This is a genomic window from Spirosoma pulveris (assembly GCF_054781875.1).
In genome coordinates, this window is record NZ_BAAGTO010000001.1 from 1148444 (window position 1) to 1163056 (window position 14613).

At 49.3% G+C, this 14613-nt stretch carries 15 protein-coding genes; 11 read left to right on the plus strand and 4 right to left on the minus strand.

The annotated features are described in order from the left end of the window. Positions 1–74 precede the first annotated feature (74 nt). From ACYVJM_RS04720 to ACYVJM_RS04745, 6 genes are all read left to right on the plus strand, one after another. The gene (locus tag ACYVJM_RS04720) at positions 75–692 is read left to right on the plus strand and encodes a DUF4159 domain-containing protein (protein WP_461147040.1); all 618 of its coding nucleotides are present in this window, start codon (positions 75–77) and stop codon (positions 690–692) included. Positions 693–782: 90 nt separating this feature from the next. After that, complete coding sequence (locus tag ACYVJM_RS04725; RefSeq protein WP_461147041.1) at positions 783–1766, plus strand: AAA family ATPase; 984 nt, start codon at positions 783–785, stop codon at positions 1764–1766. Between the two features lie 9 nt (positions 1767–1775). Continuing rightward, a complete protein-coding gene (locus ACYVJM_RS04730; protein ID WP_461147042.1) occupies positions 1776–2627 on the plus strand; it encodes a DUF58 domain-containing protein in 852 nt (283 codons plus the stop codon). Between the two features lie 15 nt (positions 2628–2642). Beyond that, the gene (locus ACYVJM_RS04735; protein WP_461147043.1) at positions 2643–3836 is read left to right on the plus strand and encodes a BatA domain-containing protein; all 1194 of its coding nucleotides are present in this window, start codon (positions 2643–2645) and stop codon (positions 3834–3836) included. Next, positions 3833–6043 carry a hypothetical protein gene (locus tag ACYVJM_RS04740; protein ID WP_461147044.1) on the plus strand — a complete coding sequence of 737 codons (2211 nt, stop codon included), beginning with the start codon at positions 3833–3835 and terminating at the stop codon, positions 6041–6043. Before ACYVJM_RS04735 ends, ACYVJM_RS04740 begins: the two co-directional genes overlap by 4 nt. Before the next feature lie 23 nt (positions 6044–6066). Next, a complete protein-coding gene (locus ACYVJM_RS04745; RefSeq protein WP_461147045.1) occupies positions 6067–7719 on the plus strand; it encodes a hypothetical protein in 1653 nt (550 codons plus the stop codon). A gap of 282 nt (positions 7720–8001) precedes the next feature. Here ACYVJM_RS04745 and ACYVJM_RS04750 read toward each other — a convergent pair whose 3' ends face one another. The 4 genes from ACYVJM_RS04750 to ACYVJM_RS04765 all read right to left on the minus strand — a co-directional run bounded on the left by ACYVJM_RS04750 (position 8002) and on the right by ACYVJM_RS04765 (position 9689). Next, positions 8002–8304, minus strand: a complete 303-nt coding sequence (locus tag ACYVJM_RS04750; protein ID WP_461147046.1) for a hypothetical protein — start codon at positions 8302–8304, stop codon at positions 8002–8004. A gap of 117 nt (positions 8305–8421) precedes the next feature. Then, positions 8422–8760 (minus strand): hypothetical protein, encoded by a 339-nt coding sequence (locus tag ACYVJM_RS04755; protein ID WP_461147047.1) that lies wholly within the window; start codon positions 8758–8760, stop codon positions 8422–8424. A gap of 3 nt (positions 8761–8763) precedes the next feature. Beyond that, a complete protein-coding gene (locus ACYVJM_RS04760; protein WP_461147048.1) occupies positions 8764–9315 on the minus strand; it encodes an RNA polymerase sigma factor in 552 nt (183 codons plus the stop codon). Between the two features lie 116 nt (positions 9316–9431). Beyond that, the gene (locus ACYVJM_RS04765) at positions 9432–9689 is read right to left on the minus strand and encodes a hypothetical protein (protein ID WP_461147049.1); all 258 of its coding nucleotides are present in this window, start codon (positions 9687–9689) and stop codon (positions 9432–9434) included. 128 nt (positions 9690–9817) lie between these two features. On the opposite strand from ACYVJM_RS04765, the gene ACYVJM_RS04770 reads away from it, so the two are divergent. The 5 genes from ACYVJM_RS04770 (at position 9818) to ACYVJM_RS04790 (ending at position 14513) form a co-directional block, all read left to right on the plus strand. After that, positions 9818–10918, plus strand: coding sequence for a carboxylate-amine ligase (locus tag ACYVJM_RS04770; protein WP_461147050.1), 1101 nt, complete (start codon positions 9818–9820; stop codon positions 10916–10918). Between the two features lie 49 nt (positions 10919–10967). Next, on the plus strand, positions 10968–11804 hold the full coding sequence (locus ACYVJM_RS04775; protein ID WP_461147051.1) for a type 1 glutamine amidotransferase: 837 nt from the start codon (positions 10968–10970) through the stop codon (positions 11802–11804). Positions 11805–11908: 104 nt separating this feature from the next. Further along, positions 11909–13105, plus strand: a complete 1197-nt coding sequence (locus tag ACYVJM_RS04780) for a hypothetical protein (protein WP_461147052.1) — start codon at positions 11909–11911, stop codon at positions 13103–13105. Positions 13106–13204: 99 nt separating this feature from the next. Then, positions 13205–13993, plus strand: a complete 789-nt coding sequence (locus tag ACYVJM_RS04785) for a glucose 1-dehydrogenase (protein WP_461147053.1) — start codon at positions 13205–13207, stop codon at positions 13991–13993. 10 nt (positions 13994–14003) lie between these two features. After that, complete coding sequence (locus ACYVJM_RS04790; RefSeq protein ID WP_461147054.1) at positions 14004–14513, plus strand: DinB family protein; 510 nt, start codon at positions 14004–14006, stop codon at positions 14511–14513. The last annotated feature ends 100 nt before the right edge of the window (positions 14514–14613 follow it).

Genomic DNA, 14613 nt, shown 5'->3' on the forward strand with positions numbered 1-14613 from the left:
AATAGTAATATCAGTGGTTACCTGTTCAACCATTGACGATTACGCTGACTTAAATACTTTCTCAACAAACGCCTTTGAAACCTTTTTTCTTTACCCGTATTCAGTACACATCCGGCAATTGGGATACCGACCAGCGGATGCCGTCGAACCTGCTGCATTCACTGGTTGAATACACAACCCTGCCGATTGATCAGAAGGAAAAGGTGGTACAGTTGAGTAGCCCCGACTTGTTCAAAAGTCCTTTTTGCTACCTGAGCGGGCATAAGCTGGTGGAGTTTTCGGCACAGGAGCGCGACCACTTCAAACGTTACGTACAAAACGGCGGCTTCGTTTTTGTCGACGATTGTAACCACGATGTCGACGGTTTATTTGCCAAGTCGTTCGAGCAGGAAATGGGCCGTACGTTCGGACAGAAGGCGTTACAGAAAATCCCGAACACCCATCCTATTTACACCTGTTTTTTCAAGTTCGATGAGGGCCCGCCAACCACCTCATTCGAGCTAAACGGCTGGGGCGATGACCTTGTCCATGACTACCTGAAAGCTATAACCGTAAACGGCCGGATCGGGGTCTTATACAGTAATAAAGACTATGGCTGCGAGTGGGATTATGACTTCCGAAACAAACGATTTCTGGCCGAAGACAATACCAAATTTGGCGTCAATATTATTACTTACGCGCTGACTGCGTAAAATATGTATGATGTAGGATATATGATATAGCCCATACACCATATATCCTACATCATACATCCCTCTAACTGCAACCTGAACGATAGAACATTGAATTCAACAGATCTAACTCACTACAAAGCACTGGTGGCCAAGCTGCCCCAGCTACGCAAGGAAATCGGAAAGGTGATTATCGGGCAGCAGGAGGCCATCAGTGAAGTTCTGATTTCGCTTCTGGCGGGTGGCCACTGCCTGCTCGAAGGGGTTCCCGGCCTCGCCAAAACGCTCATGGTAAAAACCATGTCCGACGCGCTGGCGATGCGTTTCAAGCGTATACAGTTTACTCCCGACCTGATGCCCGGAGACATCGTTGGAACGGAAGTTCTGGAAGATGACCATGAGACGGGCCACAAGGTCTTCGTCTTCAATCGAGGGCCTATTTTCGCCAATGTCGTGCTGGCCGATGAAATTAACCGGACGCCCCCCAAAACACAGGCGGCCATGCTCGAAGCCATGCAGGAATACAAGGTTACGTACGGCGGCAATGATTATGTGCTGCCCAAACCATTCCTGATCATTGCCACCCAAAACCCTATTGAACAGGCCGGTACGTATCCCCTACCCGAAGCCCAATTGGACCGTTTTCTGTTGTATATCAAGCTAAACTACCCGTCGGAGCGCGAAGAGCTGGAAGTTCTGAAAAGTACAACCGGCACCGCCCGCCCTGAACTGCAAACGATACTGTCTGACGAAGACATTATCCAGCTACAAAAGCTAACCCGTCAGGTGCACATCAGCGATGAGCTGATCGACTACATCAACCGACTCGTTCGGGCGTCGCGCCCTGTAGATTCGCCATCGGCCTATGTGAAGCAATGGGGCGAGTGGGGAGCAGGTCCACGAGCGGGTCAGGCATTGGTCTTGTGCGCCAAGGCGAGAGCCGTCCTGAACGAACGATTCTCAGTAATTCCCGACGATATTCAAACGCTGGCTTACCCAATTCTACGGCACCGCATTGCCCTTAACTTTCGTGCCGAAGCCGAAGGCATCACCACCGATCAGGTCATCAAGGAGCTATTATCGACTGTGAAATAACCTGTCCTGATGCTCATAACCGAACTCATTAAACTCAACAACCTGCAACTGGCCAGCAAACTGGTGAGCGACGAGTTGCTGCTGGGTATTCAAACCAGTCGGCGGTCAGGAATTGGAACTGAGTTTGAGCAATTTCGTCACTATACCCCCGGCGATGATCCGAAACGCATTGACTGGAAACTCTTTGCCAAATCGGGCCATTACCTCGTTCGGGAATCGGCAACGGAAAGTAATCAGCAGGTCCGTTTCCTCATTGACCTATCGGGTTCCATGAACTACACCGAAGGGAACATAAGCCGGTTGCAATACGCCAAAATTTTGCTGGCCTCGCTGGCCTACCTGAGTAACCGGCAAGGCGATCAACTTAGCCTGTTCTCCCTGCAAAATGGGCTGGTACAGGCCATGGTACCGGCGGGCAAGCAGGCATTCCAGAAAATCGTGGCGACGCTCGAAACCAGTTCGGCCGCTGGTGCCTGGGATAAAAGAAGCCCGTCGATTCCCGAATTTGGACGAAAGCAGACCGAAGTGCTCATCATCGCATCCGACTTTTTACAGGTTGATGACGAATGGATTGAACTTATACAACGCATAGCGGCTCCTCGTCGGGAAATCGTCCTGTTTCAATTACTGGGCGACGAAGAAGTTAATTTTTCGATGAATGGCTTTTACCGCTTTCAGGATTTGGAAACGGGTCGCGAAATTGAATTGCAGGCCGATGCCATTCGGGAAACCGTTCGGGAGCGGGCCACCACGTACCTGACCAAACTTGAGGAGAATTTACGCATTCCGCATGTCCGGCTTATCCGTGTTCGGTTAAGCGACCCAATTGCCTTGGTGTTAAAACAGTTTTTAACCAGTTAAGCCACGTTCCAGATTATGCAGTTTGTTGAGCCGTTTTTGTTGTGGGGTGCGTTAGCCGTCACGATTCCGGTGGCCATTCACTTCTGGCACCAAAAGCAGGGAAAACCCCTGCCCTGGGCGGCTACGCAATGGCTCATCGAAAAACAACAGCAGCAAAGTCGCGGCCTCCGACTCGATAACATTCCCCTGCTGCTTGTCCGATGTCTGCTGTTAATTCTGCTGGCGGTTTTACTGGCACAGCCCATTATTGGCTGGTTTCAACAAAAGCCCACAATTCAGAAAGTACATCTGGTGCAGCCTGACAAAGCCGTTGCCGACAATTATAAGTTTGAACTTACCGAAGCCCGAAAGAAAGGGGAGAAAGTCATCTGGGTCGATGATCGCCTAAGCGCGATGAATGACGCCCCGTTCACGGGTCAACAAGCCAAACGGTTCGGCCCGTTACCGTTACAAACCGCCATCAATAGCCTGGATATTAAACATATTGAACTCCATCTTTACTTAGTCAATAGTCAGAAATTAGCTGATGTACCGGCCATTACCGTTCCGGCTTCATTCCGTTTGCACACGGTAGTCGACTCTTCGGGGCAGCTTCGTCCGTATCTGGTAGTAAAAAATGACCGCAAGCTGTTTGTTAATCGGATCGGCAAGCTGGTAAGCCTTCCAGCCCTCGACCCAACAGGTAAATTTCAATCGACACCCGTCCACTCCGGACCAATAAACGTTTTAGTTGGGTATCAAAACCTGCGAGAGCAGCAAACCGTTAAAGCATCCCTTGCCGCGTTGTCGGATGTGTACGCATTTGACTTTTCGATCGACGAGAAACCAACGCCTAACCGCCACTACGACTGGATACTGACAGATAAACTCCCGGCCCGACCATCGACTCAAACCTTATATACCGTTTCGGGCGTAGCGCAGATTGATGGACAGCCTAATATAACGTTTACGAACGAGACCTTAACGCCCCAAACCTCAGATCGGGCTGCTACGGGGCAGTTACCCGAATGGCTGGGGGTGCAGTTGTTGCATCACTATGGCCTCGGATCGCTTGATGAACCTCTCGGACCTAAAGACTTACAATCACTGTTTATTCCGACAACTAAACCTACAACCGAACAACAGGCAGGCATACAACAGGCCCTCTTGTTGGTTTTTATTGGCTTGCTTGCCGCTGAACGCTGGATCGCCTTAACGAAAAACGCATGAACGAACTGAAACGCCTTGTCTCGTCGGTCACGTACCAACTCTACGCCAACGCCCTGCTTCGCTGCCTGTTGCTGGCCATCTCAGCTTATTTTCTGGTGGCCACCTTTACAGGGCCATCGGCGGTGGCTATCCTATCCGCTCTGGCAGGCTTTGGTGTAGGTGCTTTCCTAAGCAAGCTTTATCAGGATAAGAAACCACAAGCCATTCGGCTTATTCACCAGACTGTGGGCGATGTCGAATACAGCCTGCCTCTCCTGACCAAGCAAGAGCTTAATCTGGCCGAACAACTGCAACTTGACCGGCTGAACAGTCATATTCAAGGGGTACGTATCCCGATGGTGGTGCTGTCGAAAGCCGGTGCATACGGACTGGTTTTGCTCACAGCGCTGGGCGTTTACGTCGGCTATCCCCTATTAAAAGACAATGATGTAAAGAACCCGCCCACCAAGGGGTTTCTTGCTACATCTACCCCCGACAAGAAAACAGAGGCTCCATCTTTCGAATCAGCATCACTTCGTATTGAACCACCCGCCTATACAAAACTGCCTGAAACAAACTCATCGAATCTGAATGTGTCGAGTGTTGTTGGTGCAGTGCTTTCCTGGCGGTTACAGTTCAGTCACAGCAACCAGCTTTCTGTTCGACTAGTGAATGGGCGTGGCCAGGAACTCCCCTTTCGGCTAACCGGTGACGGCTATACGTATCAGGATCGACTGGTCAACTCCGGTCTGTACGCCATCAAAGCCTATTGGCGAACCGATGCCAAGAAAGATTCGGTCGTTTATCAATCTGACTTTTACCGCTTGGAAGCCCGTCCGGATTTGGCGCCCAAGATTGAACCCGATTCGAAAGAACTGTATCGGTTTCATACCATCAAAGACCCAAAGACGCTGACAGTAGGTGCCCATATTTCGGATGACTTTTCGGTTTCCAACACATTCCTGGTTGCTACCGTTGCGCGGGGGTCGGGCGAGAATGTCAAATTTCGGGAGGTTAAGTTTCCGCTTAATCAGGCTAATTTCAAAGAGGCCAGACTAACCAAAACCCTTGACCTCAACGAACTGAAATTTGCTCCCGGCGATGAACTGTACTATTACTGGGCTGCCTTCGATAACCGCCAACCTGAGCCTAACTTCACAAAATCCGACACCTATTTTCTGGTATACAAAGACACTACTCAGGTTGAAGAAAGTGAACTGGCAACTATGGCAGTCAACATCATGCCAGAGTATTTCCGAAGCCAGCGGCAGATTATCATCGATACCGAAAAACTGATTGCCAGCCGGAAACGCATGACGACAAAAAGTGGTGTCAGCCATCCCTTCAAGAGCCAGTCCAACGAGATTGGTTTCGACCAGAAGGTGTTGCGGCTACGTTACGGTCAGTTTCTGGGCGAAGAGTTCGAAACATCAGCCGGGGGGGGTCATATTGAACCAACCGATGAAGGTGGCGACCCGCTCAAAGGGTTTGTTCACGCCCACGACACCGGCGAAGAACATGGGGAAGCGCACCACGTTGAAGAACCGCATCACGACCACGGCCCCTCCGGTCCTGAATCAGATAAAGACCCCATTGCAGCCTTGATGGAACAGTACGTCCACTCCCACGACAATGCCGAGACCAACACTTTCCACGAGGAGTCGACGCGGTCGTTATTGAAAATGGCGTTGGAGCAGATGTGGCAATCGGAGTTGCACCTGCGCATGTACGAACCCGAAAAAGCCCTGCCGTTTGAGCAGAAGGCCTTGGAGTACCTCAAGTTGTCGCAGCAAAAAGCCCGGTCGTACGTTAAGAAAACCGGCTTCGACCCGCCCCAAACGAAAGAAAAGGAAACGCGGCTAACGGGTGAGTTCAAGAATGTGACCACGGCTTTCAATCAGGAACGGGTCTATACGAAAGAACGGGTCGAGTTGCTGGTGGCGCAGGCCATTGGATATCTGGACCTGCCCAGTATGAATTCTCAGCAGCGACAGACCTTTCAACAACTTGGCAACGCTCTGGCAAACGGGGTCGTCAATAGTGGTCTGCAAAACTGGTCAGTGCTGGCTTCCCTACAAAAATTAGCGGGAGGAAAGGTGCTTACATCGACGGAGCAAGCCCAATTAAAAACGAAATTATACGCCCTGACGGGTGCGTCGGAGCGAACCGGCCCTACGTACGTCAGTGATCGCGCTCTTCAACAAGCGTTCTGGCAGCACATCAACTAGCCGCTGGCTTATCTGAATCACGAATGCAAACACCTGTAAACTGGACCGAGCCGATTACCTGGTTCATTGTCCTGTCGTTAGTCATCTTATTGATTGGCCAAATCTGGCTCATCAGCCGGAACCAGTCGTTGTCTTCAGGTCGAAAGGGACTTAGGGCAGGGTTGAATATACTGCTCTGGCTGGTGGTGGTTGGTTATTTTCTGCAAGTTCAATGGCAGCGCGATCGTCCGGCCTCGCATGCCCTGCTCGTGGGCGACGAAGTTCCCTCAGCCGTTGCCCGTCAAATTCGAGACAGCCTCCATATTCGGGATAGTTTTACCAGCCGCAATCTTAAAGACGATTATGATTCATTGACCCTGATTGGCCAACGCTTTTCAGCGGCAACCCTTACGCAGCTTAGTCAGTCAGCTTTGCAGTGGATACCCTATGCGGAACCCAACACAGTGCAGAGCCTCCACTGGAAAGGCGTTGTTCGTCAGGGCGAAATTCAGAACGTAACAGGACGGATTCAGTCGGCAGAAAAGGGTTTACTTCGATTGAAATTTGGCGGCCGAACATTGGACAGTGCAGCGCTACACGAAGGCGAGAATACGTTTACGCTTCAGTTTCCGGCTTTTTCACGCGGACGCACGCAAACTGAGTTAGTGCTGGGACAGACCACGCTTGATACGATTCGTTTCTTCACCCGACCAACGGAGCCACTCAACGTTTTATTTCTGCTTAACAGTCCCGATTTCGAAAGCAATACATTAGCCGGTTGGCTGGGTAAACAGGGGCACATCGTTCAGGTGTCAACTACTCTATCGAAGGATATCAGCAGTAACGTCAGCATTAATAAAGCAGGAAAACCCAATGGCAAAACTCCGCCAGACCTGATTATTACGGAATCAGCCAATGCTGCAAACCCCAGCGTCCGCAAAGCGGTTGCCGATGGGAAAGCCGTTTTATTTATCAATATCGTCAATCCGGAAGCCGAAAGCCGGGGCATCAATCAGGCCTTGGGCAGCCGCTGGCAGGTTAGAAAAACGTCGAACGAAGCAACCGTCCCGGTGGGCAATGGACTGAATGCCCTCCCCTATCGATTCGCCGAAAGCCTGAACCAGTTTTCGGTGACGGGCTATCCAATTGCTGTGCAGCGGAGCAATCGCGGATTGGCCGGGCGCATTGGCATGAGTTTACTGAGCGAAACCTATCCGTTATCGCTCAGTGGCGATAGTGTTGGGTATAACCGTGTCTGGACTGCCGTACTGGCCCGACTTTCCTCTGCTGACAAACCCACAATCCAGGTTAATTCGCCCGTTTACGGTGGCTTGCAGCAGGAAATTCTGACCAATAACTCCATGGAGTCGGCACGCCAACTGATTATTGGCCCAGACACCGTGACTCTGCGTCAAACGCCTTTCAACGAACGTTCGGCTTCAGGTTTATCCTTGTTCCGGCAAACCGGCTGGCAATCGGTGCAGGACTCGCTGGCACTCTTTGTCAATGCCCGTTCTCAAACGGATCCCATTGCCAACAGGCAGACGGTCAGCCGATTTATACTCGCTCATGCACAGGCTCAATCGACGGCTGTCCAACATGACCGAACGACTACCACTCGCGTGCCGGATTGGGTTTGGCTCGTTTTATTCCTTGGCTGCTTCACGGCTCTTTGGATAGAGCCTAAACTAGTATAACCTTCGACTCTAAGGCTATCCTGAATCCTAGGTTATACTGTTGGGAAGCTACCGTGTTTCTACTGAACCTGATTTTGGTGACTCCCCATTTTGGTTTGTATCCCCACAAGCTCCGTCACGGCCATAGCCGTTGCCGTAATAATGGCCATGACGGTGAGCCCATGGCCCACGATGGTTTCCGCCAAAACGGGGACCAACAAAAGCCATCAGGCTTCCAAATGTTAGAGCGGCTGTCAGGACGACAACCCAAGGGTTTAAGCGATTTCTCATTTGTCGTGTTGTTTACTGGTTAGGTGTATTTTCTGATTTTCCCTGGTCTGAAGCGTCGCTCCAACGTCCTCTATAACGCTGCTTGAATTCGGTGTATTCAGCATCGCTCATCTGGCGAATCCGGTCGGCAAAGGCAGGCATGTGTCCGTATCCACGCCCCCAACCCCTTCGGAAACGTCCGGCGCCGAATAATCTGAATAACGCGCCAACGATGAGGAGGAAGAACGCCAGTCGGATCAGAAAGAATGGCATGATAAACAGGGCTAGTCCAAGAAGAAAGCCTGCTACAATGGATCTTACAAGATTATTGTTCATTGTATTTATTGGATGATTGTTGTTCTACTAAGGATGACGGACTGGAGAAGAAATTACTTTAAACTGCATAAAAAAACCCCGTAGGATTGCGCCTGCGAGGTTTGAAAGTAGATGGGATCAGGATTCTGATTCAGGTTTATTATGGCATCGTTTGTTCCATTCGCTCCTGAACTTTCGTCGGTCGTCGTCGCTCATCTGACGCCATTTTTCCCGCCAGGGTGGTCCGCCACCGGCTCCACGGAAACCACCAGAACGAGGACCAAACTTAAAACCGCCTAAAAGTAGTCTCGACAAAATCAATAAGCCTACAGCCTGCCAGAACGTAACCGACTTAACCGGCACGACCGCTACCAGCACCGTATTCCAAAGCCAGTAAACGGCATATGAAACAGCCAGCAGTGCCAGCAGGATAAAAAGCGGTATAAAAAATCGTATGCGCCTGTAAGGGGTTCTCATAACTTATAGGTTATCAAGTTCGTCGTATAGTCGTTGTAATCGCTTTCGCAGGTGCTGAACGGCATAGCGTTTCCGGGAGATGATCGTTTTCAGATTGTCTCCCGTTTCATCGGCGATCTCCTGAAGGGTTCGATCTTCGAGTTCATTCTGAACAAAAACAGTTCGCTGATTTTCGGGTAACTCATCCAGCGCCTTCATTAGTTCTTCCCAAAAGATATCCTTAAAAAACTGGTCTTCGGGCGTTTCAGCATCGGCCAGAAGTATTTCCCGAAAGCGGAAATCATCGTTATCCTCGTCGCCCATCAAATCCGACAACGATTCATCTTTTTTCTTCCGGTAGGTGTCGGTAATTCGATTTCTGGCCACCTGAAACAGCCAGCCACTTATGCTTTCAATCCCATCGAGGTCAACGACTCGAGCAAGTTGATACCAGACATCCTGTAATATATCTTCGGCGTCCTCCTCGGATTTTACCTGCCCGCGAATGAACCGAGACAGCCGATTTCCGTACTGCTTTACTGTCTCAAGAATGGTTCTTCGGGGCGTTTCAGCCATGGTGGGGTAAATAAACTAATGAGCAAACGGCCAGGGATCGATGAGCAAAACCAGGAAAGCATAACACCCAATTCAACCGCCAATCCCTGACCATCGACCAACACACACTTGCCCGTTTAATGTTGATCGCGTCTATCCAGCTCGCGCAAAACGTCGACCATCGTTCGAAAGCGGTTAGCATCGCCAATGAAACCCAAACCGGTCATAATAAGTGCAAAACCACCCGTACTTACCCAAAACCAGGGATCCTCGTTGGCTTCCTTCATTTTAGAACCGTGAAGCAACACGGCCAGCCCGCTACCCAGCAGCATAGCACCACCCCCACCAAATAGCCAATATTTTGTTAAGAGTTTTTTTTCTCGCTGTGTTTTCATACAGAAATTGGTTTGAGTTTCAATTGGTCAAAAAACCATTTATAGCGTATCAGGTTTACAAAAAAAATGTATCTTACCACTAGTTCAGGCCGTTTTCAGTAGCCTGCCAGTCACTAACCTTAACGTCTATGCCCGTTTTCACCCTAGGAATTGAAGAAGAGTTTCAAACGATAGACCCAAATACGGGCGAGTTACGGTCTCACATGTCGAAGATTGTAGATGGCGGTCAAATTGTTCTTCAGGAGCGTGTAAAGGCCGAAATGCACCAGGCCGTCGTTGAGGTTGGTACGAATATCTGCAATAATATTCAGGATGCACGCCAAGAGGTCACGTATCTCCGAAAGATGATTATTGAACTGGCGGATAAGCAGAACTTAAAGATCGCGGCTGCCGGGACTCACCCTTTTTCGGATTGGCAGGAGCAGTTAATTACCCCTAATGAACGGTATGACAGGCTCATCGACGAACTGCGCGATGTAGCCCGCTCGAACTTAATCTTTGGCTTGCACGTACACGTTGGCATCGAAAACCGGAATGAAGGCGTTCAGATCATGAACGCTGTACGTTACTTCCTGCCACATATCTACGCGCTTTCAACCAATTCGCCGTTCTGGCGCGGCCGTAACACGGGCTTTAAGTCATACCGATCAAAAGTGTTTGACAAATTTCCGCGTACCGGTATCCCGGATTTCTTTTCATCGGCTGCGGAATATGACGAATACATCAATTTACTGGTGAAAACCGGCTGTATCGACAACGGTAAGAAAATCTGGTGGGACATACGCCTGCACCCATTCTTCGACACCATTGAGTTCCGTATCTGCGATGTGCCAATGCGGGTCGATGAAACCATTTGTCTGGCGGCCATTATGCAGGCACTGGTAGCTAAAATTTATAAACTTCACCAGCAAAACCTCAACTTCCGACCCTATCGCCGGATTCTAATCAATGAAAACAAATGGCGCGCGGCCCGGTATGGTATTGGGGGAAAACTAATTGACTTCGGAAAGCAGATTGAAGTGCCAACCCACGAACTGATTCATGAATTGCTAAATTTTATCGACGACGTTGTTGACGAACTCGGTAGCCGTTCTGAATGTGAATATGTCCTTAAAATCCTGGAAATGGGAACCGGCGCGGACCGTCAACTGGCTGTTTTTCAGCAAACGAATGACCTCAAACAGGTTGTAAATTACATAGTTGAAGAAACTTCTTTTGGTATTATATAGTTATTTCTTGATTCATTATTAACTAGTAGTTAGCCGTAACATATACTCTATGAGCTCATTAAAAATTGCTGTTCTCGATATGAATAACAACCATGCCAACGAGGGCATGCGTTGTATTTTGCACATAATTCGAAACGTACAGGGAAGTGATCACGCAGATTTAGCATTCGATGTTTTTGACGTTCGTGCCAACAATGACCTCCCCGACCTGGATTACGACATTTATATTTCGTCTGGTGGACCAGGTAGTCCTTTGGCCTCCACCGAAGAGTGGGAAACCCGTTATTTCGAGCTTATAGACCAGATTTTTGCATGGAACGAAAATAATGAACGGAAGAAGTATGTGTTCCTCATCTGCCATTCGTTCCAATTGGTTGTGCGTCATTTTGGTTTAGGTCTGCTGAGTCGCCGTAAATCAACGTCATTTGGTATTTTTCCGGTACACAAAACCGATGAAGGTGATTCGGAAACGTTACTGGAGGGGTTGCCAGATCCGTTCTTCGCTGTCGATTCCCGCGATTACCAAATCACCAGCCCTGATGTTGAGCGAATGAACGAGATAGGGGCAGAAATTTTGTGTCTGGAAAAAATCAGGCCCCATGTGTTACTGGACCGGGCGGTTATGGCCATACGTTTCTCCCCCGAAATTATCGGAACGCAGTTTCACCCCGAAGCCGACAATGAAGGTATGCTTCGCTATTTCCTGCAGCCCGAAAAGCGCAATCATATCGTCCTGAATTTTGGTCAGGAAAAATATGACGACATGGTGTCTTACTTACAGGACCCGAATAAAATTGCACTGACAGAGTCGGTTATTCTGCCTGCTTTTTTGCGGCAGGCCATTCAATCGCTGTCGTCAACTCTCGAAGAACACGAAGTGGCTTAACCGCACAGTGGCGGTGTTCATCTCACGGGATAAACACCGCCACTGCGTTATACGGAGCCAGAAGCCAGCCTTGACTATTCCGGTCCGATTTACCCAATCCCTTTATGATTAAGTCCGTTAGAGAAGCCTTCAACCAAGCCTTTAGCCCGGAGAGCTACCGGGCTTTTTTGGCTAAAGTAGATACTGATTTTCCCGGCCAGTTGGATTTCCGGGTAGCTGAAACGCCCATTTTCGTCCCGAAAGTATTGACCGACAAGCTTCTAAAGGCTTGTGACGATATTATTTCTGTTGTCACCCGTGATGACTTTAAAGTCCTTACTGACAAAGCTATACCAGAAGACCAACGGGTTCCGAATGAGGACGAACATACGCAGTTTATGGCTGTCGATTTTGCGGTTTGTTTGGATGAGCAGGGTGAATTAACTCCCCAGTTAATCGAACTTCAGGGCTTTCCGTCATTGTACTGTTTTCAGCCTTATCTGGCCAGTTTGTTCCGGAGCCTGTATCCCATCCCCGAAAACCTCTCTCACTTATTCACGGTTACCGACAATGCGGCTTATCTGGAGCAGTTACGCCAGCTGATTGTGGGTGATGAGCAACCCGAAGAGGTCATTCTTTTGGAAATCTATCCGGAGAAGCAAAAAACCCGGGTCGACTTTGTGCTGACCGAGAAATACCTTGGAATACCAGCCGTTTGTGTCACGAAGATAAAAAAAGAGGGACGGGCTTTATACTATGAAAAAGACGGTCGCTTGATTCGCATCAAACGTATTTATAATCGTCTGATTTTCGACGATCTCCAGAATTATCCTGATCTCCAGACCGACTTTCACCTGACCGATGATGTTGACGTAGACTGGGTTGGGCACCCAAACTGGTTTTTCCGGATTAGTAAGTACACCCTGCCTTTATTGAAAAGCCCCTACGTACCCGCCAGTCATTATTTGTCAGACTTGAACACGTATCCGGCCGATCTCGAAAATTATGTATTAAAGCCCTTATTTTCCTTTGCTGGCAGTGGCGTCAAACTGAACATTACTCCCGATGACCTGGATTCCATACCCGCTCATCAACGGGAAGGTTATTTACTACAGCGCAAGGTCAAATATGAACCTGTTATTCAATCGCCGGATGGCCTGGTGAAATGTGAAATCCGAATGCTCTTTATCTGGCATAAAGAGGACCGGCAGCCAACCTTACTGACCAACCTCAGCCGCCTGAGCCGGGGCGAAATGATTGGCGTAAACTTCAACAAAAACAAAGATTGGGTTGGCGGTTCAGTCTGCTTTTTCGAAAAATAATTGCCTAATTATCGAGTCTTACCTGATTTTTCAGGAATGCGCTGAACTCCGGCTGCTCTGGCAAACCCATGGCAGCCTTTCTTTTAATCCCTTTTCAACATGGAAACAAACCCTACAGTAACTATCGAAAAAGCTATTTTTGACCTTACCGGCAAAGTGGCCATCATCACCGGTGCCAGTAAAGGTATTGGCGAGGACATGGCCCGGGTATTTGCCAAATTCGGAGCAAAAGTCATTATCAGCAGCCGCAAACAGGATGCCTGCGACGCACTTGCCAGCGATATTAGGGCTCAAGGTGGTGAAGCTACGGGCATAGCAGCCCATGTAGGCGATATGGATCAGCTTCAGCAGTTGGTCAACAAGAGCATCGCCACGTATGGAGGCATTGATATTCTCGTCAATAATGCTGCATCGAATCCGGTTTTCGGCCCCTCGCTCGACTGCGATGGAGCGGCTTTTGACAAGATCATGCAGGATAACGTAAAGGCTCCTTTTGAATTGAGTAAACTTTGTTATCCCAGCATGAAGGCACGGGGCGGAGGCAGCATTATTATGATCAGCAGCATTGCCGGACATACGCCCGACCCTGGCCTGGGTATGTACAGCGTGAGTAAAGCATCGCTCAACATGCTCACGAAAGTGCTGGCAAAGGAATGGGGCCCTGATGGCATTCGCGTTAATGCCATTTGCCCTGGTCTCATTAAAACAAAATTCAGTCAGGCCCTTTGGCAGAACGAAAAGATTCTGGAACACTTTACAAACCGCATCCCCATTGCCCGCATGGGAACCGTGGATGAGATCAGTCCGTTGGCCCTTTTTCTGGCTTCCGGTGCGTCATCTTACAGCACGGGTAGCCTGTTTTATGCAGATGGTGGCACTGTAATCTGAGTTAACTTTTATGTCAACAGAAACGCGCGAAGTCTGGCTAAGGGGACCACTTTCTGACATCCCTGCTTTAGTACAACCCATTGCCCATGCCCTGATGCAGGCACGTGAAGAGGTACACACGTTGATGGCAGATTTTCCAGAATCACGACTTTGGGAACGCCCAGCTGGTGTGGCTTCGGTTGGCTTTCATTTACAGCACCTGACAGGCGTCCTTGATCGTTTGTTCACGTATGCCCGACAGGAATCGTTGTCGGATGTTCAGTTAGCAGCTTTACATTCGGAAGGAAAGCCCGAGGATACTATATTATCTACGCCGGAACTGATTCAAAAATTTGAGAAACAGGTGGAGGATGCCCTTGACCAACTACGCCTGGTTGATGAAAGAACATTGACCGACATACGGGGCGTTGGTCGGGCGCAACTGCCCTCAACGGTGCTTGGTTTGCTAACCCATGCGGCAGAGCATACCATGCGGCATGTTGGACAGCTATCCGTTACGGTCCGTTTCCTAACAGTTTAACCTTTTTTTAAGTTATCCTTTATCGGCATTTAATTTATCAGGCCGACCTTTCACCTGGAAAGTCCGCCAGTGTGGTGGATAGGAACTTAAAACCATTCTC

What these genes read in the sequence shown, in the direction of transcription:
- ACYVJM_RS04755 (WP_461147047.1), bottom strand. Translation starts at nt 8,760, where the DNA reads ATGAGAACCCCTTACAGGCGCATACGATTTTTTATACCGCTTTTTATC.
- ACYVJM_RS04775 (WP_461147051.1), top strand. Translation starts at nt 10,968, where the DNA reads ATGAGCTCATTAAAAATTGCTGTTCTCGATATGAATAACAACCATGCC.
- ACYVJM_RS04760 (WP_461147048.1), bottom strand. Translation starts at nt 9,315, where the DNA reads ATGGCTGAAACGCCCCGAAGAACCATTCTTGAGACAGTAAAGCAGTAC.
- ACYVJM_RS04730 (WP_461147042.1), top strand. Translation starts at nt 1,776, where the DNA reads ATGCTCATAACCGAACTCATTAAACTCAACAACCTGCAACTGGCCAGC.
- ACYVJM_RS04770 (WP_461147050.1), top strand. Translation starts at nt 9,818, where the DNA reads ATGCCCGTTTTCACCCTAGGAATTGAAGAAGAGTTTCAAACGATAGAC.
- ACYVJM_RS04790 (WP_461147054.1), top strand. Translation starts at nt 14,004, where the DNA reads ATGTCAACAGAAACGCGCGAAGTCTGGCTAAGGGGACCACTTTCTGAC.
- ACYVJM_RS04765 (WP_461147049.1), bottom strand. Translation starts at nt 9,689, where the DNA reads ATGAAAACACAGCGAGAAAAAAAACTCTTAACAAAATATTGGCTATTT.
- ACYVJM_RS04735 (WP_461147043.1), top strand. Translation starts at nt 2,643, where the DNA reads ATGCAGTTTGTTGAGCCGTTTTTGTTGTGGGGTGCGTTAGCCGTCACG.
- ACYVJM_RS04780 (WP_461147052.1), top strand. Translation starts at nt 11,909, where the DNA reads ATGATTAAGTCCGTTAGAGAAGCCTTCAACCAAGCCTTTAGCCCGGAG.
- ACYVJM_RS04745 (WP_461147045.1), top strand. Translation starts at nt 6,067, where the DNA reads ATGCAAACACCTGTAAACTGGACCGAGCCGATTACCTGGTTCATTGTC.
- ACYVJM_RS04740 (WP_461147044.1), top strand. Translation starts at nt 3,833, where the DNA reads ATGAACGAACTGAAACGCCTTGTCTCGTCGGTCACGTACCAACTCTAC.
- ACYVJM_RS04785 (WP_461147053.1), top strand. Translation starts at nt 13,205, where the DNA reads ATGGAAACAAACCCTACAGTAACTATCGAAAAAGCTATTTTTGACCTT.
- ACYVJM_RS04750 (WP_461147046.1), bottom strand. Translation starts at nt 8,304, where the DNA reads ATGAACAATAATCTTGTAAGATCCATTGTAGCAGGCTTTCTTCTTGGA.